Raw genomic sequence first — 18,488 nt, 5'->3', positions numbered from 1 at the left:
TGGTGGGGATAACTCTGTAGAAAGGACCGCTCGTGCAACCAGGTGGAGCACCCGACATGTCTGCTCTGTTGGCTCAGGCTCAGCAGATGCAGCAGCAATTGATGGCGGCGCAGCAGGAAATGGCGCAGGCCGAAGTGACCGGTCAGGCCGGCGGCGGGCTGGTTGTCGCCACGGTCAAGGGCACCGGCGAGGTTGTCGGTCTGCAGATCGATCCCAAGGTCGTCGACCCCGAAGACGTCGAGACGCTGCAGGATCTGGTGATCGGCGCGATCGAGGATGCTTCGCGCAAGGCACAGGAAGTCGCTGCTGAGAAGCTCGGCCCGTTGGCCGGCGGACTCGGCGGAGGCCTTCCCGGTCTCCCCGGCTTCTAGAAACGAGAACGCGTGTACGAAGGTCCGGTTCAGGATCTGATCGACGAACTCGGGAAGCTTCCCGGAGTCGGGCCGAAGAGCGCTCAACGCATCGCTTTTCACCTGCTCTCCGTGGAGCCTCCCGAGATCGACCGTTTGAAAAATGCATTGCAGCGCATCCGTGACGGCGTTCAGTTCTGCACGGTGTGCGGAACTGTCTCCGATCAGGAGAAGTGCCGCATCTGCGCCGACGCACGTCGCGATCGCACGGTGATCTGCGTCGTGGAGGAACCGAAGGACGTCCAGGCCGTCGAGCGCACCCGTGAGTTCAAGGGTCGTTATCACGTGCTCGGCGGTGCGCTCAATCCGCTCTCGGGGATCGGGCCTGACCAGTTGCGTATCCGGGAGTTGTTGGCTCGCATCGCAAATCAGGAGGACGGCGTCGACGTGTCCGAGGTCATCATCGCCACCGACCCCAACACGGAGGGTGAGGCGACAGCTACCTATCTCGTTCGCATGATGCGAGACATTCCGGGGCTGACGGTGTCTCGGTTGGCTTCGGGTCTTCCGATGGGTGGCGATCTCGAATTCGCAGACGAGTTGACGCTGGGTCGGGCATTGTCCGGCCGTCGTGAATTGTCGCGGAACGCTTGATGAGCGGCACGGAGCAAGGTCAGCAGGTGCGTCGTACGTCCGAGCAGACGCGTGCGCAGATCATCGCGTCGGCCGGGAAAGCATTCGCGACTCGGCCGTACCGCGAGATCACGCTCAAGGACATCGCCGAAGACGCAGGCGTCAGCGCGCCTCTGATCATCAAGTACTTCGGTTCCAAAGAGCAGTTGTACGACGAGTTGGTCGACTTCCGGGCAGCGGCGGTCACGGTCTTCGATGCCCCGAACGACTCGCTCGGCGAGCGCATGGTCTCGCTGTTCACCAAGCCGTTGGAGTCGTACAAGCCGCTGTCCATGAGCTTGTTGTTCATGAGCGGCGTCAGTGAAGAGAGCAACCGCAAGCTGCGCGAGAACTATTCGACGCAGATGATCGACACCCTCGCCGCTCGCCTGTCCGGCCCCGACGCGAGATTGCGCGCGGAACTGGCGATGTCGATGGTGGTCGGAGTGGCGATCATGCGCCGACGGATGATGGCCGGCCATGCCACCGGCACCCAGGACGAGGTGGTTGCGCTGTACGCACCGCTGGTGCAAAAGCTGCTCGACGGGTGAGCGGCGTCACAATTCTTGCTAGGTAAATATCCGTTCACCTAATGTAGGTGAACGAATATTTACCTAGTGAGAACAGGCGGTGTGGGGTGACGACGCTCGACCGTCCGCCGGGCACGCCTGCAGTCACCACCTCCGATGCGGGACTCGCGCAGCCGCGCTCCCGCTTCCTGTTCCCCATCGTTGTCGCCGCCGCAGTGTTCCAGGCTGTTCTGCAGACGGTCATCGTTCCACTGCTGCCGGAGTTGCCGCACTTCACAGGCGCTGGACGTACGGCCGTGTCCTGGCTGGTGACCGTCACGTTGCTGGTCGGCGCGGTGGTCACTCCCATTTTCGGCAGACTCGCCGACATGTTCGGCAAGAAGAAGATGCTTCTGGTTGCTTTCTCGATGATGACTCTCGGCTCGATGTTGTGTGCGCTGTCGTCGGACATCGCTGTCCTCATCTTCGCGAGAGCGTTGCAGGGAGCCGGGTCGGCGGTCATCCCCATCGGAATCTCCATGCTCCGTGACGAATTGCCACGCAACAAGGTCAACGGCGCAGTGGCCATGATGAGTTCGACGCTCGGCGTCGGAACCGCTTTGGGCATACCGTTTTCTGCGATGATCGCGCAGTACTCGAACTGGCACGTCCTGTTCTGGGTAACCACCGCCATCGGGCTGTCCGTGACTCTTGCTGCGGTGCTGTTCATTCGAGAGTCCGAGCCGAATCCGTCGGGAAGATTCGACGGCGTCGGGGCGGTTGGTCTGAGCGCCGCGATGATTGCTCTGCTTGTGCCGATCACTCAGGGGTCGAGTTGGGGGTGGACCAGTGGAGCGGTGATCTCCATACTGGCCGCGTCGGCGGTGCTGTTCACGCTCTGGGTAATTCAACAGCGGCGCAACGTCAATCCGCTGGTCGACGTCCGTGCTCTCGTGAAACGTGCGGTGTTGATCCCGCATCTGGCGGCTCTGCTGGTCGGGTTCGCGTTTTTCGGGAACACACTGATCACCACACAACTGCTGCAGGGGATGAAGGGGCCGGGTGCCGGGTACGGCCTGTCGATCATCGCGGCAGCGCTCTGCCAGATTCCGGCGAGTATCGCGATGGTGCTGTTCTCACCGGTTGCGGTGCGTATCACCGACCGCTTCGGTTCACGGACCGCGATGTTGACCGGCGCCGTGTTCCTCGCCGGCGGGTACGGGATTCACGCCGTTGCCGGTAAGCCGCTGTGGGGAGTGGTTGCAGCACTGGGTATCACAGCGGTCGGGACTGCCATCGTGTACAGCACGCTCTCGCTGCTGATTCTGGTTGCCGTACCTCGTCAGCGACTGGCGGCTGCCAACGGGGTGAACTCACTTCTGCGGACGTCCGGAAGCACGATCTGCAGTGCGACGGTGGCAACCATTCTCGCTGCATTCGTGATCAGCGGTTCGGAACATTCCACGTCGTGGACCGGATTCTCCGTCGCCTACCTGGTGTGCGCGGGCTGCGCGGTGGTCGTGTTCGCGGTGTCGATCCTGTTGCCGCAGGGACGAACCCCGAAACATCTGGATTTGCCGGATCTGGTCAGGCGACCCTGAATCCCGAGAGGAAGAGCGTGATCATCAGATCCGCGAACTCGTCGGTGGTGTACTTCTGGCGATCCGGCCAATGCGTTGTCGACCACAAGGTGTCTCGTACCGATCGATAGAAAATTTCCGGTGCCACGTCTTTGCGGAAGATTCCCTGATCGACGCCTTCGGCAATCGCTTTCATCCAATGCTCGCGGACTTGGCGGGAAGGCCCGTCGACGGATTGCAGGAGATCGTTGTCGCGAAGATAAGCCCGATCGTTCTGATAGATCGCAGTCGGGTGCGGGTGCAGTTCGATCACGATCAGCGTCTCGCGGATCAGGCCGCGCAGGACGTCCTCGGGGCCGGTTGCCGTTTTCTCGACCTGATCGAAGCGGAGCTGAATATCGGTGATGAATCCGTGCATGAGCTCGGCAACTATCGCGTTCTTCGACTTGAAGTAGTGGTAAAGGCTGCCCGAGAACACGCCGGCGGCGTCGCCGATTTCGCGAACGGTCGTGGTCGCGACACCCTTCCTGGCAAACAGCTCGGCTGAGCTCTCCAGGATTTTCTCCCGACGATCTGGTGATGCCACTGAAATCTCCGCTGGTTGTCGGTCCTGCTCAGGACAGGGTTTCACGGGTGCCAGGCTTCCGGCGTCGAACGTAGCGCAATCCTGCCTGATGGCTCCGGCTCGAACCAATTCGTCGGTGAGATCGCGTGTTTCAACTTCCGGTTTCCTATGCTAGCTTCAAAATCAAGCGCTTGCTCAACTTTCGTTCACGGAGGATTTCAGTGCAGAGCCTGCAGACGCAGTTTCCGAACTTCATCGGCGCAGAGGCCGAACCACCCCGGGTCGCCCGCTACGCCGTCAACGAGGCGATGATCCGCAACTGGGTCGAGGCGCACGACGACCGCAATCCGATCTATGTCGACGCAGAAACTGCCCGCAGCGTGGGTCGTCGAGATGTCGTCTGCCCACCCGCCATGATCTCGACCTGGGTGATGGCCGGCTACCGACGCTATCGCCAGGTCCAACAGCTTCGTGCCGACGGAGTCTCCGAGGACTTCGCCTACTCACGACTGCTCGCGTTGTTGGACGAGGCCGGATACACCTCGGTCGTCGCGACCAACGTCGAGCAGGAGTATTTCGCGGAGCTGAGTCCCGGAGACCACGTCACCGCGCATTTCACCATCGAATCGATCTCGCCGTTCAAACAAACTGCCCTCGGTCACGGGTGCTTCATCACTCTGTTCAAGAAGTACGTCGACCAGGACGGAAAGACGCTGGTCGAAGAGCGTTTTCGATTGCTCAGGTTCAAACCAGATGCCCAGACAGATACCCAGCTCGAAGTCCAGGAGGTAATCGCATGAGCGAGACTGGCTCCCGCAACACCGCTGTTCCGAGACTCACCGTCACCGACGACAACGATTTCTTCTTCTCCGCGGCCAAAGAGGGTCGCCTCGAGATCCAACGGTGTGCGGATTGCAAGACACTGCGCCACCCACCCGCGCCCGCGTGCCCGGAATGCCGCTCGTTCAGTTGGGACACAGTCGAATCCACGCGGCGATGCACGTTGCACAGCTTCACGGTCATCCATCACCCGAAGGATCCTGCTTTCGAGTACCCACTCGCCGTCGGGCTCGTCGATCTCGAAGAAGGCACGCGTCTGGTTGCCGACATCGCGGGGATCGATCACGAGGAACTCGAATTCGGCATGGAACTCGAAGTGACCTTCTCCGAGCACGCTCACGGTGAGATGCTGCCGCAACTGAGGCGACGGGGTTCGGCGGAATGACGAAACTGATTGACTGCGAGGTGGGTTCGGTCCTCCCCAGCCTCGAATTGCCGTTGGATCGAACGCTGATCGTCGCCACCGCGATCTCTTCTCAGGATTTCGAGGACGTGCATCACGATCCGGGCAAGGCGCAGGATCGCGGAACTCCTGACATCTTCATGAGCATCAACACCACCAACGGGCTCATCGACCGCTACATCACCGACTGGTCCGGCCCCGCATCACGGATCGTCAAAACATCACTACGGCTTGGTGTTCCGAACTTCCCCGGGGACACCATGACATTCACCGGCAGGGTCACCGCCACAGACAGCCGGGCGCTCACCGTGACGGTTCTCGGGAAAAACGCCCGCGGAACACACGTGAGTGCCGACGTGACTCTCGAGCCGGTGGAAAGGGCAATCGCATGACACGAGGATTTTCGAGGCAAGCAGCCATCGCCGGAATCGGCGCCACCGAGTTCTCCAAGAACTCCGGCCGCAGCGAATGGCAGTTGGCGTGCGAATCCGTGATCGCCGCACTCGACGACGCGCACATCGAGGCAGAAGAGGTGAACGGATTTGCGCTGTTCACCATGGAGAACAATCCCGAGATTGCGGTCGCACGTGCCCTCGGGATCCCGGAACTGACGTTCTTCAGTCGTATTCCACACGGCGGCGGCGGTGCCTGTGCACCGGTTCAACAAGCAGCGCTTGCCGTCTCGAGCGGAGTTGCCGACGTTGTGGTCGTCTACCGCGCCTTCAACGAAAGATCCGGCCACCGATTCGGCGCCGGGCCACCACCTTTTGCGTACAACGCGTCGACGGACCAGGAATACCGGAATTGGATCAACCCGTACGGGCTTCTGACGCCGGCGCAGCAGGAAGCCTTCCTGGCCAAGCTGTACATGCACAAGTACGGGGCAACCAGCGCCGACTTCGGCCAGATCTCGGTTCTCTCGCGCAAGCATGCGGCGAACAACCCCAAGGCCTGGTTCTACGAACGCCCGATCACCATCGAGGATCATCAGAACTCGCGCATGATCGCCGACCCCATCCGCCTGCTCGACTGCTGCCAGGAAAGTGACGGCGGACAGGCGCTGGTCATCGTCAGCGCGGAGCGCGCCCGCGATCTCCCTCATAAACCTGCGATCATCAGCGGTGCCGCGCAAGGTGTAGGTCCGCAACAGATTTCGATGAGCAGCTACTACCGAGACGACATCGACAGTATGCCGGAAGTCGAACTGGTCGCGCGCCAACTGTGGGACCAGGCCGGTATCGGGCCAGACGACATCGATGCCGCAATTCTCTACGACGCCTTCACTCCGATGGTTCTGCTTCAACTCGAGGAGTACGGATTCTGCGGACGAGGCGAGGCAAAGGACTTCATCGCCGACGGCAATCTCGAGCTGGACGGCCGCCTACCGATCAACACTCACGGCGGTCAACTCGGTGAGGGATACATCCACGGCGTCAACGGCATTGCCGAAGGCGTTCGTCTGATCCGCGGCACCTCCACCAACCAACCCACCAAAACTTTGGACAACGTGCTCGTGACCGGCGGTTCCCCCGTCCCGCACAGTGCACTCGTCCTCTCGGCAGATCGCTGAATCTGCCGCACACATTCGAGAAAGCAGGAACACGATGAGTGAGCGGATCACCTACGCCAGGGCCACCCACGGCGAGGAAGAAATACAGGCTGTTGTCGACGTCTTGCGCAGCGGGCATCAAGGACTGCGCATCGGCAAGAACGTCTTCGAGATGGAAGAGCGTATCGCGGCCTTGGCAGGCAAGAAGTTCGGCGTCATGTGCAACTCGGGATCCTCGGGTCTGTACTTGGCTGTCGAGCTGCTCGGACTTCCAGCCGGCAGCGAGGTCATCACATCGCCGTTGACGTTCTCCACCGACATCGCGCCGATCGTGCGTGCCGGTCTGGTGCCGGTGTTCGTGGACGTGGAACCGAACACGTTCAACGTCGACGTCACCAAGATCGAGGCTATGGTCACCGAGAAAACCGGCGCCATCCTGATGCCGAACCTGGCCGGCAACTGCCCGGACTGGGATGCCATCCGCGACATTGCAGATCGTCACGGACTCAAGGTGATCGAAGATTCGTGTGACGCGATCGGCGCCACGCTCCGCGGTACTCCGACCGGCACTCGGGCGGACATCGTTGTCACCAGTTTCTCGATGGCACACATCATCACGTGCGCGGGAACCGGTGGAATGGTGTGCGTCGACGACGAAGCCAGCCGTGACAAGGCTCTGCTGCTCCGCCGCTGGGGTCGTCGTAGCGAGCCGAACCTGTTCGGCAGCACCAAGTCCGGCCGAGTCTTCCGTGAAGAACTCGACGGCGTCGACTACGACAACGATTTCATCTTCGAGCTCATGTCGTGGAACTTCGAGCCTTCCGAACTCGGCGCAGCCTACGGCGTCGTGCAACTCGACAAGCTGGAGGAGAACTACAAGACGCGCAAGGCCACGTTTGCGGCCTTCACGGCGGCGTATGGGGCTCATCCCGAATTCTTCACGACGCCGGTAGAACTCGACGGTCTTGATACGGCGTGGCTGTGCTACCCCGTGATGATCAACGAGAATGCACCCTTCACACGCAGCGACCTGCAGGAAGCCATCGAGGCCGACGGCATCGACACACGAACTGTGTGGAGCGGCAACGTCACTCGTCACCCGATGATGCACAACATCGAATTCCGTCAGCCGGCCGAAGGATTGCCGGAAGCCGACGCGGTTTTTGCCCGCGGCATGACGCTCGGCATGAGCCACGGCCTGCGTGAAGACGAAGTTGCTCGGATTGCGGAGAGCATCAATCGTTTTGCCTCGAAGTGGAAGTAGCATGACCGATCGCTTCAAAGGACGCCGAGCGCTTGTCACTGGTTCCAGCCGCGGAATCGGTGCAGGCGTCGCAGAAAGGCTGGCAGCGGAAGGTGCCGACGTCGCTCTCGTGGCCCGGACGCTCGGTGCGCACGCAACCCTGCCTGGCAGTCTCGAGGAGACAGCCGCTCGAATTGCGAAGTACGGAAACAAAGTCGAGATCATTGTTGCGGATCTGACGGACGAGCAGCAGCGCGACACCGTTGTGCCGGCGGCAATCGAGAAGCTCGGCGGGACGATCGACATCCTGGTGAACAACGCGGCAGCAGCGATCTATCAACCGCTGTCGGACTACCCACTGCGTCGGCGACGTCTGATGTTCGAGGCCAATGTCCACGCACCGCTCGATCTGATGCAAGCCGTGGTGCCGGGGATGGTGGCAAACGGATACGGCTGGATCGTGAACGTGTCCAGCGGCACCGTCAAACCGTGGCAGGGCCCGCCGTTCACGTGGGTCGAACCGGGAACCGCGATGACCGTGTACGGCGCGTCCAAAGCAGCGCTCAACAGGATCAGCAACGGCATGGGCGTGGAACTCTACGGCCAGGGGGTGCGTGTCAACACGGTTCAACCGCGGGCGGCGGTGCTCAGCGAGGGCGCCAGAGTCCTGGTCGGTGAGACTATCCGGCCGGATCAGGTCGAATCTATGGAAGAAATGGTGGAAGCGGTCACAGCGCTGTGTGGTTGCGACACCGAGTTCACTGCGCGCTCGTGCGTGAGCTTGGACCTGATCGACGACTGGGCTCTGACCGTGCGTGGTCTGGACGGAACGGCACTACGAACCGAGGAGTTGGCATGAAGCCCGTCATCGTGGACGCAGCACGAACGCCGTTCGGCAAGCGTGAGGGATGGCTGTCCGGAGTCCACGCGGCCGAACTGTTGGGTTACGCGCAGAAAGGCGTGCTGGATCGGGTCGGCGTGGATCCTCGCGCAGTCGACCAGGTCATCGGTGGATGCGTGACGCCTCTCGGCGAGCAGTTCGGCAATATCGTGCGTACGTCCTGGATGCATGCGGGCCTTCCGTTGAAAGCGGGCTGCACCACGATCGACGCGCAGTGCGGAACCGCGCAGCAGTCGGTGCAGTTGATCGCCGGGCAAATTGCCATCGGTGCAGTCGACGTGGGAGTTGCCTGCGGTGTGGAACTGATGTCGCGGGCACCACTCACCTACAAGGTGGGTACCGGCCTCGGAACACCACGTCCGGAGTCGTGGTCACTCGATACCGTCGATCAGTACACCGCGGCCGATCGGATTGCGGTCAAGCGTGGTTTCAGCCGCGAGGACCTCGACTCCTTTGGGTTGCGCTCGCAGCAGCGAGCCGCAGCAGCCTGGGAGGCAGGACGATTCGACTCGCACATCATCGATGTGCTGGCTCCGGGCTCTGACGTTCCGGTTCATCGGGATCAGGGTCTACGCGAATCGAGTCTCGAAGGACTCGCGAAACTGCGGACCGTTCAGGAGGGTGGACTGCACACCGCTGGAACGTCTTCGCAGGTTTCGGACGGTGCGAGTGCCGCTCTGCTGATGTCCGAGGATCGAGCCAAGGCCCTCGGAGTGCGACCGCGGGCAAAGATACTGGCGCAGTGCGTCATCGGTGGTGACACCGAGTTCATGCTCGACGGCCCCGTCGACGCGGCAAACATCGTGCTCGGCCGCACCGGCCTGACGATCGACGATATCGATCTGTTCGAGGTCAACGAGGCATTTGCTTCGGTACCGATGTCGTTTGCGCAGGTTCACGGCGTCGATCCCGAATTGCTGAACGTCAACGGTGGCGCAATCGCACTGGGCCATCCGGCCGGTGCAACCGGAATCAGGCTGTTGGCCAATGTCATCGACGAACTGGAACGCCGAGACAAGTCCACCGCACTGATCGCGATCTGTGCGTCAGCCGCAACTACCTGTCTGATTCTCGAACGCATCTGACAAGAACCGAAGATTGAGGAACCTGCCATGGCACTGCCCCTGCTCGAAGATCACCGTGACCTGGCGGAAGCGGTAGCCGCATTCGCGAACCGCTTTGGTGGCATCGCGGACACGCGCAGCAACGTCAAGCGCTACGTCGCCGGGGATCGGCTGGACTCCTGGGATGGATTGGTCCGTCAGGGCCTGCACGCAGTGCACCTGCCCGAGCAATACGGCGGTGACGGGGCAGGACTTGCCGAACTGGCTGTGGTAGTCGAGCAATTGGGTGATGCGCTCTATCCGGGACCGTACGTTCCCACGGTCATCGCCAGTGGGATCCTTGCAACAGCCACTGGCTCGGCCGCGGAGACAATGCTGACCGAATTGGCCACCGGTGCAACCGGAGCAGTCTGCACCGGCGCGGGATTGCGCGCGGCTCGCGGCGATGCCGGGTGGACGGTGAGCGGTTCTGCCGACTCCGCCCTGGGTTTGCCGGGAGCCGATGTCGTTCTCGTGCAGGCAAACAGCGAAGACGGTGAGTTGTGGTTCCGGCTCGAGCCGTCGCCTTCCGCTGCGGTGGAGGTCGAAGACGGAGTGGATCTGACACGGTCGATCGGAACACTGACGTTGACCGATCACCAGGTCGACGCTGAGCTGATCGTCGACGGACTCCAGACGCACCGAGTCGAACTGATCGTCAACACGGTGTTGGCTGCGGAGGCAAGCGGTATCGCCGGGTGGGCGCTACGCACCGCGGTCGACTATGTGAAGTCCCGTCAGCAGTTCGGTCGTCCGGTCGGAAGCTTCCAGGCAGTCCAGCACAAGGCAGCCATGATGCTGGTCCGCTCCGAGATTGCCTGCGCCGCAGCGTGGGATGCGGCTCGATCCGAGGACCACGACGAGGATCAGCAGAAACTTGTCTCGGCTCAAGCCGCGTTGGCTGCACTGCCCGTCGGCATCGAAAACGCCCTCGAATGTGTGACGTTGCTCGGCGGAATCGGATTCACCTGGGAGCACGACGCCCATCTGTACTGGCGCCGGGCGATCAGTATTGCGGCGCTGGCAGGATCCGAGGTGAAGTGGGCACACGCCTTGGGCGGCCGGTCTGCCGATTCGGTCCGCGACTTCTCCTTTGTCGACCCGGACATGCTGCCGGAGTTGCGAGAGCAGGTTCGAAGGGTTCTGGACGAAGTTGCGCTGCTGCCGGACGACGGAACCACCAGCGCGAGTTGGGCGCCGGCCAAAGGTAGCGCGCGACGCGCACGATTTGCCGACGCCAAACTGGTTGCCCCGCACTATCGGGCGCCGTACGGTTTGGGGGCCGGACCGAGGGAACAAGCCGTCATCGCACACGAATTCGCGATGCGAGGTTGGGCTCAACCGTCCACGGTGATCGGAGAATGGGTACTGCCCACGATCCTCGAACACGGCAACGCCGAGCAACAGGACAGGTTTGTCGAGCCTTCGCTGCGAGCCGACATCATCTGGTGCCAGCTCTTCAGTGAGCCGGGCGCGGGATCAGACCTGGCCGGTCTGAGTACCAAAGCCCGCAAGGTCGACGGTGGCTGGGTTCTCTCGGGTCAGAAAGTATGGAACTCGGGTGCGCACGAGGCGGATTGGGGAGTCTGCCTGGCACGTTCCGACGCGGACGCTCCGAAACATCGTGGGCTGTCGTACTTCCTGGTCGACATGACTTCGAAGGGCATCGACGTACGTCCACTCAAGCAAGCCACCGGTAAGTCGGAGTTCAACGAGGTATTTCTCGACGACGTCTTCGTGCCGGACGACTGTCTGGTCGCGGAACCTGGACAGGGCTGGAAGTTGGCTGCGACAACACTGTCCAACGAGCGTCTGAGCATGGGCAGCACACTTCACCACGGTTCGAGCGATCAATTCCGTCAGGTGATTGCCGATGCGAGCCACGACTGCCCCCGCGAGGACGCGGTGGAAGGCCTCGGCCGCAGTATCTCTCGTGAACTGGCGCTGTCCGCGATGAATCTGCGCGGAGTGTCGGCGCGACTGGCGGGTCAGGAACCGGGCGCCGAGATCAGCGTCTCGAAGGTGTACAACGCCCTGGCGCAACGCGAGGGCTCGCGGGACCTGCTGCGTCTGCTCGGACCGCGCGCCGCCGTTGTCGATCCGGCAGCGAACTACGCGATAGACCACATCGGACTGCCCTCGATTCTGTTCGGCGGCGGAACCGTCGAAATTCAACTCAACGTCATCGCGCAGCGCGTACTCGGCCTGCCGCGTTCGTAGATCTTAGGAGCTTCACCATGTATTTGGATTTGTCGGAGGAGTCGAAGACTCTGCGCAAGGAATTGCGCGCGTACTTCGCGGAGATCATCAACGAGGAAGATCGTCGTGCTCTCGTGGATCAGACCGAAGGCGGCCCCGTCTTCGATCGCATCCTGCGCCGGATGGGTAAAGACGGTTGGCTGGGCTTGGGGTGGCCGGAGGAATTCGGCGGCCGGGGTGAGAACCCCGAAGCTCTGTACGTGTTCTACGACGAGGTGATCCGGGCGAATGCACCGCTGTCACTGGTGACGCTGAACACCGTCGGACCCGCTCTGATCAAGCACGGAACGCAAGCTCAGAAAGACTTCTTCCTACGGCCGATCCTGGCGGGCGAGTTGATCTTTGCCATCGGCTACACCGAACCCAATGCGGGCACGGATCTCGCAGCACTCGAAACACGGGCCCGCATCGAGGGCGACGAGCTTGTCATCAACGGCAACAAGATCTTCACCAGTGCCGGTGTGTTTGCCGACTGGGTCTGGCTTGCCGTTCGTACCGATCCTGACGCGCCGACGCATCAGGGCATTTCCGTGGTCCTGGTGCCGACCAGCTCGCCGGGTTTCTCGGTAACCGAAATCCACACCGTGGGCGGAATCAGCACTTCGGCAACCTATTACGAAGATGTTCGGGTACCGATCACCAATGTCGTCGGTGAGCTCAATCAAGGGTGGAAGCTCATCACCAACCAGCTCAACCACGAACGTGTGGCCCTGGCCGCACGCGGCGGCATCGCCAACGAGCTCTTTGCCGAGGTGGTCGAATGGGCAAAGACCGAACCCGCCGGTGACGGCCACGTCTACGACATCGGTTGGGTACGTGAGAAATTGGCAGAGGTCTACGCGCTGCTCAGTGCTGCCGACCTGATGAATCTGCGACTGGTGGCGGACGTCGCTGCCAACACATTGGGCGGTGGCGATTCGGCTGCGGCCAAGATCTTCGGCACCGAAGCCGTCGTCAGTGCTTACGGCATGCTGCAGGAAGTGCTGGGCGCCAAGGGATTGCTGCGCCCCGGCTCGCCAGGAGCGGTGCTCGAAGGCCGGGTCGAGAACCTGGGCCGACGCGCCCAGAACAACACCTTCGGTGGCGGTACCAACGAAGTGATGCGTGAAATCGTTGCAGCCAAGTGCCTGGGCATGGCGCTTGCTGCGCGTCGACGGCCCGCTGTACAGAACGAAAAGAGCTGACATGGAATTCGAATTCGACGACAATTTATCCGCCGTACGGGATCTGAGTGACTCGATCTTTGCGGCGAAGTCCGGTGTGGACCGACTCCGGGAAGTGGAGGGCGCCGGCGGTTTCGACGCCGAACTGTGGAAGCTCCTCGCTGACTCCGACGTGCTGGGAATCGCTCTGCCGGAAGAGGTCGGGGGAGCGGGTCTCGGAATGCTCGGTCTGGCAGCGGTGCTGGAACAACAGGGTCGCCGGGTCGCCCAGGTCCCGCTCTGGTCGGTGGTGTCCACGGCGGCGCTGCCGATCGCGGAGTTCGGCAGCTCGGAGCAGAAAGCGTCGTGGCTTCCGGGACTGCTCGACGGCTCGGTGATCGTCACCGGTGCCTTCGACACCGGCTACAACGCCGAGACGGCAGTTCGCGCCGAGCCGGCGCCTGACGGTTGGGTTCTGTCCGGACGCGTCGACTCCGTACCGGCCGCCGAGTTCGCCGCCGCACTGGTTGTTCCGGTGACGATGCCGGACGGCAGTGTCACCGTCATGATCGTGCCGACGGACCGGGACGCGCTGGTGCGTACACCGCTTGCGGTGACGAACCGCGAGAGCAACAGCGCTGTGCAGTTCGACGGGGTTGCCGTCAGTGCAGCCGACGCACTTCCCGCAGACGGCACGGTAGTTCGAGACTGGACGTTGCGGCGTGCACGGGTGGCGCTGGCGGCCCTGGCCACCGGCGTCTGCGAGGAAGCGCTGGCGATGACGGCGAAATACACCTCGGAGCGAGTGCAGTTCGGCCGTCCGCTCTCGACCAATCAGGCAGTGGCAGTCCGGGCCGCCGACGCGTACCTCGACACCGAGAGCACAAGATTGACCACCCACCGCGCTGCCTGGTTGATGGACAGCGGAGTTGAGAGTGAAGCGGAAGCGGCTGCGCTGGTCGCCAAATGGTGGGCCTCGCGCGGCGGTTTGCGCGTCGTGCACGCGACCCAGCACCTGCACGGCGGGATGGGCGCGGATGTCGACTACCCGATTCACCGCTACTTCCTGTGGGGACGCCAGATCGCCTTCACCTTGGGGAGCGCGGGGGCGATAGGCGCCGAACTCGCCGATCAGCTGGAGATCCGCGCTCAGATCGGGGCGTCGGCGTGAATATCTGAGACATCGGGTTCCAGTCACAGGCAGCGCGTCGGCAATCATCGCGCTACTCTGCCCTTCGTGAATCGCACCAGTTCGTTCATCAGGCCGTTGGTTCCGCGGGATCCGCACGAGCCGCATCGGGTGGCGACGCCGCTCGAACTGCTCACCGACCTCTGCTTCGTCGTGGCGGTCGCTCAAGCGGCCACCGGTCTGCACCATGCGATCAGCGAAGGGCACGCGGCCTCGGGTGTCGGACACTTCGCGATGGCGTTCTTCGCGATCTGGTGGACGTGGCTGAACTTCACGTGGTTCACCTCGGCGTACGACAACGACGACGGAATTGCCCGCCTGCTGACCATCTTCCAGATCCTCGGGTCGCTGGTTCTTGCCGCGGGCATCGTCCGCTTCTTCAACGACGACGCCCTGCTGATCATCGTCGGCTACGTCATCATGCGAATAGCTCTGGTCATCCAATGGCTCAGGGTTTCGCGGAACGACCCGGAACACGCGCTGACGGCTCGTCGATACGCTCTCGGAATCGTTCTGGTCCAACTCGGTTGGATCGGTTTCTACTTCGTGCCCTCCGCCATCTACGTTCCGACGTTCCTGGTGTTGGTTCTGTGCGAGTTCGCGGTTCCGATCTGGTCCGAGAAGCCGGGCATGACGCCGTGGCACCCGCATCACATCGCGGAGCGGTACTCGTTGTTCTTCATCATCGTTCTGGGCGAGACGATCCTCTCGACCACCATCGCAATTCAGGACGCGGTCGACGGTGAGCATCCGGCAGCGCAGGTCACCTACGTCGTGATCGGCGGCATCCTGATCGTCTTCAGCCTGTGGTGGTTGTACTTCCAACGCAATGCCGGCGAAGTGATCGGCGGTGACAACGTCTCACCCTTCGTCTGGGGGTTCGGTCACTACTTCATCTTCGCGGCCGCTGCCGCCATCGGTGCAGGATTGGCCTCACGCGTCGACTTCTGGACTCATCACGGCGACGGCAGCGCGTTGGTGACGGGTGCCGCCGTCACCGTGCCGGTCGCGGTCATCCTCGCGGCCTTGTGGTTCATCCACATTCGACTGCACGACTCGTCGGTACGCACTCTCGCACCGTTCTCGGTCGCGATAATCGTCGTCCTCGGCGGTACCTACACCGCAGTGCCCGAACTGGTCGCGGGGCTGGCCTGCGCGGCGCTGTTGGCCGTGGAACTGATCCTGACCGAGGGCAAATCCGAAACCGTCTGAGCTGGCTCAGCGAATCGCGAGTCGTTCCTTGCGGAGCTTGTCGACCTCGGTCAGATGCAGGGGTTCCAGCTCGTTCACACCCAGGGCGCGCATGAGCAGGAGGTCCGCGAGTTCGGGGTTGCGAGCCAAAGCGGGTCCGTGCATGTACGTCCCGATCACCGAACCCTGCACGACGCCTTCGAATCCGTCGCCGACGCCGTTTCCGACACCATGGGTGACCCGCGCAAATCCGGAGGCCGAGCTACCCAGAGTTGTTCCGCCGCGGTGGTTCTCGAACCCCGAGAGGGGCGCGGTGAGTCCGTCGATCAGCGGTTTCGTGATGACTTCGCCGATGGAGCGCTTCTCTTGCGGTGAGGTCGTGACGTCGAGCATCGAGACACCGTCGACGCGTTCGCCGCTGGAGGTTTCGTACCAGTTGCCGAGCACCTGAATGGCAGCGCAGATCGCCAGAACCGGTGCGCCGCGCTCGGCGGCGCGTTGCAGGCCAGGGTATTTCGCGAGGTGACGCGTTGCGAGGCGCTGAGCGGAATCCTCGGCGCCACCCAACGTGTACACGTCGAGCGAATCGGGGACCGGATCGCTGAGGGTGATGTCCACGATCTCGGCGTCGTAGCCGCGCATCCGCAGACGCTGACGCAGGATCAGGGCATTGCCGCCGTCGCCGTAGGTACCCATCACGTCGGGGAGGACCAGACCGATGCGAATTGTCGAGTCAGACATTGCGAGACTCCTTCGCGATGGCGGTGTTGAGGTCGCGGAAGGCCGTGTAGTTCGCCAGTACCTCCACACGTCCGGGAGGGCAGGAAGCTATGGCGCGCAACGGGTCCGGGTCGAGAGTGTGCTCGACGCCCGCGTACGTGAGGCGAACTGCCAGATCGGTTCCGCGTTCGCCGGCGGCCACTACCTTGACGCCTTCGAAGTGCTCGAACTTCACGTCCCACAGCCAGGAGAGGTCTTCGCCGTCCGGCACCTGACCGTTCACCGCGATCACGAGTCCGTCCACCGTGGGGTCGATCATCGACAGCGCTTCCTGCCAACCCGCGGGATTCTTCGCGAGCAGCATGTGAACGGAGTGCGGTCCGACCTCGACGGTGCTGTACCGACCGGCGACTTCCTGGACCGTCGACGCGGCGGCAACTGCCCCGACCGGATCTGCGCCCAAAGCCGCTGCTGCCGCTACGGCCTGAGCTGCGTTACCGCGGTTGGCTTTTCCGGGGAGGGTCAACGTCATCGGAATCTTCAGGCCGTCGGGGCCGTAGAGATTGTCGTCGTCGAGCCACCAGGTCGGCTCGGGCCGCGCGAAGTCGGAACCGGTACTGCGCCAGTGCTTTCCCTCCCACACGATGGGTTCGCCGGTGCGCGGGCAGCTGACGGAATCGCCGGCCCAGCCGCCGCCGGCCGCAACCCACACGACGTTGGTGGCGTCGTATGCCACGGAGGTGACCAGGACGTCATCGCAGTTGGCGACGATCACCGCATTCGGATGCGCGTTGACGCACGCGCGCAGTTTCCGTTCGATCATGTTGATCTCGCCGACCCGGTCGAGCTGATCGCGGCTGAGGTTGAGGAGCACGATCACTTCCGGGTTCACGGCGTCGGCTACGTGGGGGACGTGCAGTTCGTCGACCTCGAGTGCCGCCAGCGTCGCATCGGTACGCGCGGCCAGAGCAGCAACGATCCCGGCATCCATGTTGGCGCCGTCGGCCTGGGTCGCGACGTCACCGAGTGTCGCGAGCGCTGCAGCGGTCATACGCGTGGTCGTCGACTTGCCGTTGGTGCCGGTGACCACGACGGTGCGCTTGCCGCGTCCGAGCTGAGTCATGAGCGTCGGGTCGATCTTGAGAGCGATCAGCCCGCCGATCATCGAACCCTTGCCGCGACCGGCCTTCTGCGATGCCCAAGATGCTGCTGCGGCAGCTCGCATGGCGAGCTTTCCGCGCGCTGTGATCGATAGTCCAGTTCCCACGGCCCGAGTTTGGCACAGGGCGTCGTCAGACGCCGAGTCGCGCCGGTGATGAGGCTGCAGGTGTGTCCGAGAAAACAGTGCCAGCGGGCTTGCGCCTCATCTGTGCGGCGCTGGCACCGGCAATTACGATGACAGCCCCGACCAGCGACAACGGGCTCGGATCCTCGTGCAGGAACAGCCAGGACGCGCCGATTCCCACCACCGGCACCAGCAGGGAGAGCGGCGCGACCATGCCGGCCGGGTAGCGGCCCATGAGCATCGTCCAGAGCCCGGATCCGGCGATGGTGCCGAGCACGATGATGTAGGCCAGCACGACCAGCGACGGCCAGGCGTCGGCGCTGAATGCGGTGCCGAGTGCGTGCCAGCCGACGGTGGGGCCCTCGACCACGGCTGACAGTGCGAGCATCGGCAACGGCGGGATGACACACATCCACAACATCAACCGCATCGGTGCGGGATCGCCGACGGTGTTCGCCGCGGCCAAGCGGCTGCCGAGATTGCCGAATGCCCAGGACAGACCGCCGAGGAGCGTAAGGATCACGGGCAACAGTGCCGCATGGTGCGAGCGGTCCCAGCCGATCAAGGACATACCGGCAACGGCGACGGCGATACCGGAGACCTGCCAGACGCTGAGCTTCTCGCGGAGCAGGAACGCGCCGAGTAGGACGGTGAACGGTGCTGACGACTGCAGGACAAGTGATGCAAGGCCCGTCGGCATCCCCGAATGCATCGCCCAGAAGAGGAAGACGAACTGGCCGAATCCGAAACCGAATCCGTAGAGCAGCAACCAACGGAGCGGTACCTGCGGACGCGGCACGAAGATGACCACCGGAATCGCGATGATCAGAAACCGCAGCGCTGCGAAGAAGAACGGCGGGAAATGATCCAGGCCGACGCGAATCGCCAGGAAGTTCAGACCCCACAAGACGATCACGGTCAGGCCGAGGAGACGGTCGCGGGGAGTCATGACGTTAATCGTGAGCCTTACAAAGCATCAGAACAAGC

General features: G+C 62.8%; 19 protein-coding genes. 15 read left to right on the top strand and 4 right to left on the bottom strand.

The genetic code is table 11. The annotated features are described in order from the left end of the window. The first annotated feature begins 32 nt into the window (after positions 1–32). The 4 genes from ACFWAD_RS00635 to ACFWAD_RS00620 all read left to right on the top strand — a co-directional run bounded on the left by ACFWAD_RS00635 (position 33) and on the right by ACFWAD_RS00620 (position 3,132). On the top strand, positions 33–371 hold the full coding sequence (locus ACFWAD_RS00635) for a YbaB/EbfC family nucleoid-associated protein (RefSeq protein ID WP_003943929.1): 339 nt from the start codon (positions 33–35) through the stop codon (positions 369–371). Between the two features lie 12 nt (positions 372–383). Then, positions 384–1,004 (top strand): recombination mediator RecR, encoded by a 621-nt coding sequence (recR, locus tag ACFWAD_RS00630; protein ID WP_003943917.1) that lies wholly within the window; start codon positions 384–386, stop codon positions 1,002–1,004. Then, positions 1,004–1,573: a TetR/AcrR family transcriptional regulator gene (locus ACFWAD_RS00625; protein ID WP_007731538.1), complete on the top strand. Its 570-nt coding sequence runs from the start codon at positions 1,004–1,006 to the stop codon at positions 1,571–1,573. Before recR ends, ACFWAD_RS00625 begins: the two co-directional genes overlap by 1 nt. A gap of 86 nt (positions 1,574–1,659) precedes the next feature. After that, on the top strand, positions 1,660–3,132 hold the full coding sequence (locus ACFWAD_RS00620; RefSeq protein ID WP_378540542.1) for an MFS transporter: 1,473 nt from the start codon (positions 1,660–1,662) through the stop codon (positions 3,130–3,132). Here the strand turns inward: ACFWAD_RS00620 and ACFWAD_RS00615 are convergent. Continuing rightward, positions 3,119–3,697, bottom strand: coding sequence for a TetR/AcrR family transcriptional regulator (locus ACFWAD_RS00615; RefSeq protein ID WP_378540540.1), 579 nt, complete (start codon positions 3,695–3,697; stop codon positions 3,119–3,121). The two genes, ACFWAD_RS00620 and ACFWAD_RS00615, sit on opposite strands and share 14 nt — an antisense overlap. Before the next feature lie 200 nt (positions 3,698–3,897). Between ACFWAD_RS00615 and ACFWAD_RS00610 the strand changes: the two genes are divergently transcribed. The 11 genes from ACFWAD_RS00610 (at position 3,898) to ACFWAD_RS00560 (ending at position 15,517) form a co-directional block, all read left to right on the top strand. Further along, on the top strand, positions 3,898–4,476 hold the full coding sequence (locus ACFWAD_RS00610; protein WP_378540538.1) for a MaoC family dehydratase N-terminal domain-containing protein: 579 nt from the start codon (positions 3,898–3,900) through the stop codon (positions 4,474–4,476). Further along, positions 4,473–4,901, top strand: a complete 429-nt coding sequence (locus ACFWAD_RS00605) for a Zn-ribbon domain-containing OB-fold protein (RefSeq protein ID WP_378445672.1) — start codon at positions 4,473–4,475, stop codon at positions 4,899–4,901. Before ACFWAD_RS00610 ends, ACFWAD_RS00605 begins: the two co-directional genes overlap by 4 nt. Beyond that, complete coding sequence (locus tag ACFWAD_RS00600) at positions 4,898–5,311, top strand: acyl dehydratase (protein ID WP_378540536.1); 414 nt, start codon at positions 4,898–4,900, stop codon at positions 5,309–5,311. The genes ACFWAD_RS00605 and ACFWAD_RS00600 overlap by 4 nt, the downstream gene beginning before the upstream one ends. Further along, positions 5,308–6,489: a lipid-transfer protein gene (locus ACFWAD_RS00595; protein WP_230816589.1), complete on the top strand. Its 1,182-nt coding sequence runs from the start codon at positions 5,308–5,310 to the stop codon at positions 6,487–6,489. The genes ACFWAD_RS00600 and ACFWAD_RS00595 overlap by 4 nt, the downstream gene beginning before the upstream one ends. Before the next feature lie 34 nt (positions 6,490–6,523). After that, positions 6,524–7,732 (top strand): DegT/DnrJ/EryC1/StrS family aminotransferase, encoded by a 1,209-nt coding sequence (locus ACFWAD_RS00590; protein ID WP_378540534.1) that lies wholly within the window; start codon positions 6,524–6,526, stop codon positions 7,730–7,732. Between the two features lies 1 nt (position 7,733). Beyond that, positions 7,734–8,570 carry an SDR family NAD(P)-dependent oxidoreductase gene (locus tag ACFWAD_RS00585; protein ID WP_378540532.1) on the top strand — a complete coding sequence of 279 codons (837 nt, stop codon included), beginning with the start codon at positions 7,734–7,736 and terminating at the stop codon, positions 8,568–8,570. After that, positions 8,567–9,697, top strand: a complete 1,131-nt coding sequence (locus ACFWAD_RS00580) for a steroid 3-ketoacyl-CoA thiolase (RefSeq protein WP_378540529.1) — start codon at positions 8,567–8,569, stop codon at positions 9,695–9,697. Before ACFWAD_RS00585 ends, ACFWAD_RS00580 begins: the two co-directional genes overlap by 4 nt. 27 nt (positions 9,698–9,724) lie before the next feature. After that, the gene (locus ACFWAD_RS00575; protein ID WP_378540527.1) at positions 9,725–11,935 is read left to right on the top strand and encodes an acyl-CoA dehydrogenase; all 2,211 of its coding nucleotides are present in this window, start codon (positions 9,725–9,727) and stop codon (positions 11,933–11,935) included. Between the two features lie 17 nt (positions 11,936–11,952). Continuing rightward, positions 11,953–13,158 (top strand): acyl-CoA dehydrogenase family protein, encoded by a 1,206-nt coding sequence (locus ACFWAD_RS00570; protein ID WP_378536976.1) that lies wholly within the window; start codon positions 11,953–11,955, stop codon positions 13,156–13,158. Position 13,159: 1 nt separating this feature from the next. After that, a complete protein-coding gene (locus ACFWAD_RS00565; RefSeq protein WP_378536980.1) occupies positions 13,160–14,287 on the top strand; it encodes an acyl-CoA dehydrogenase family protein in 1,128 nt (375 codons plus the stop codon). Between the two features lie 66 nt (positions 14,288–14,353). Further along, the gene (locus tag ACFWAD_RS00560) at positions 14,354–15,517 is read left to right on the top strand and encodes a low temperature requirement protein A (protein WP_378536983.1); all 1,164 of its coding nucleotides are present in this window, start codon (positions 14,354–14,356) and stop codon (positions 15,515–15,517) included. A gap of 6 nt (positions 15,518–15,523) precedes the next feature. On the opposite strand, the gene ACFWAD_RS00555 is transcribed toward ACFWAD_RS00560, so the two are convergent. Genes ACFWAD_RS00555 through ACFWAD_RS00545 form a run of 3 tightly spaced genes read right to left on the bottom strand, consistent with a single transcriptional unit; the run spans position 15,524 to position 18,450 of the window. Then, entirely contained in the window at positions 15,524–16,237 is a 714-nt protein-coding gene (locus tag ACFWAD_RS00555) for a type 1 glutamine amidotransferase (protein WP_378540525.1), read from the bottom strand. Continuing rightward, a complete protein-coding gene (locus ACFWAD_RS00550; RefSeq protein WP_003943457.1) occupies positions 16,230–17,483 on the bottom strand; it encodes a MurT ligase domain-containing protein in 1,254 nt (417 codons plus the stop codon). Before ACFWAD_RS00550 ends, ACFWAD_RS00555 begins: the two co-directional genes overlap by 8 nt. Positions 17,484–17,508: 25 nt before the next feature. Next, a complete protein-coding gene (locus tag ACFWAD_RS00545) occupies positions 17,509–18,450 on the bottom strand; it encodes an EamA family transporter (protein ID WP_378540523.1) in 942 nt (313 codons plus the stop codon). Between the last annotated feature and the right edge of the window lie 38 nt (positions 18,451–18,488).

It is taken from the genome of Rhodococcus sp. NPDC059969, from assembly GCF_042738325.1.
Taxonomy (GTDB): Bacteria; Actinomycetota; Actinomycetes; order Mycobacteriales; family Mycobacteriaceae; genus Rhodococcus_F.
The sequence above is the reverse complement of the archived record's forward strand: the minus strand, read 5'-3'. Positions and strand labels throughout refer to the sequence as shown.

Excerpts from the sequence above, each read along its gene's own strand:
- ACFWAD_RS00545 (WP_378540523.1), bottom strand. The coding sequence starts at position 18,450 with ATGACTCCCCGCGACCGTCTCCTCGGCCTGACCGTGATCGTCTTGTGG.
- ACFWAD_RS00600 (WP_378540536.1), top strand. The coding sequence starts at position 4,898 with ATGACGAAACTGATTGACTGCGAGGTGGGTTCGGTCCTCCCCAGCCTC.
- ACFWAD_RS00595 (WP_230816589.1), top strand. The coding sequence starts at position 5,308 with ATGACACGAGGATTTTCGAGGCAAGCAGCCATCGCCGGAATCGGCGCC.
- ACFWAD_RS00625 (WP_007731538.1), top strand. The coding sequence starts at position 1,004 with ATGAGCGGCACGGAGCAAGGTCAGCAGGTGCGTCGTACGTCCGAGCAG.
- ACFWAD_RS00555 (WP_378540525.1), bottom strand. The coding sequence starts at position 16,237 with ATGTCTGACTCGACAATTCGCATCGGTCTGGTCCTCCCCGACGTGATG.
- ACFWAD_RS00565 (WP_378536980.1), top strand. The coding sequence starts at position 13,160 with ATGGAATTCGAATTCGACGACAATTTATCCGCCGTACGGGATCTGAGT.
- ACFWAD_RS00605 (WP_378445672.1), top strand. The coding sequence starts at position 4,473 with ATGAGCGAGACTGGCTCCCGCAACACCGCTGTTCCGAGACTCACCGTC.
- ACFWAD_RS00590 (WP_378540534.1), top strand. The coding sequence starts at position 6,524 with ATGAGTGAGCGGATCACCTACGCCAGGGCCACCCACGGCGAGGAAGAA.
- ACFWAD_RS00585 (WP_378540532.1), top strand. The coding sequence starts at position 7,734 with ATGACCGATCGCTTCAAAGGACGCCGAGCGCTTGTCACTGGTTCCAGC.
- ACFWAD_RS00580 (WP_378540529.1), top strand. The coding sequence starts at position 8,567 with ATGAAGCCCGTCATCGTGGACGCAGCACGAACGCCGTTCGGCAAGCGT.
- ACFWAD_RS00575 (WP_378540527.1), top strand. The coding sequence starts at position 9,725 with ATGGCACTGCCCCTGCTCGAAGATCACCGTGACCTGGCGGAAGCGGTA.
- ACFWAD_RS00570 (WP_378536976.1), top strand. The coding sequence starts at position 11,953 with ATGTATTTGGATTTGTCGGAGGAGTCGAAGACTCTGCGCAAGGAATTG.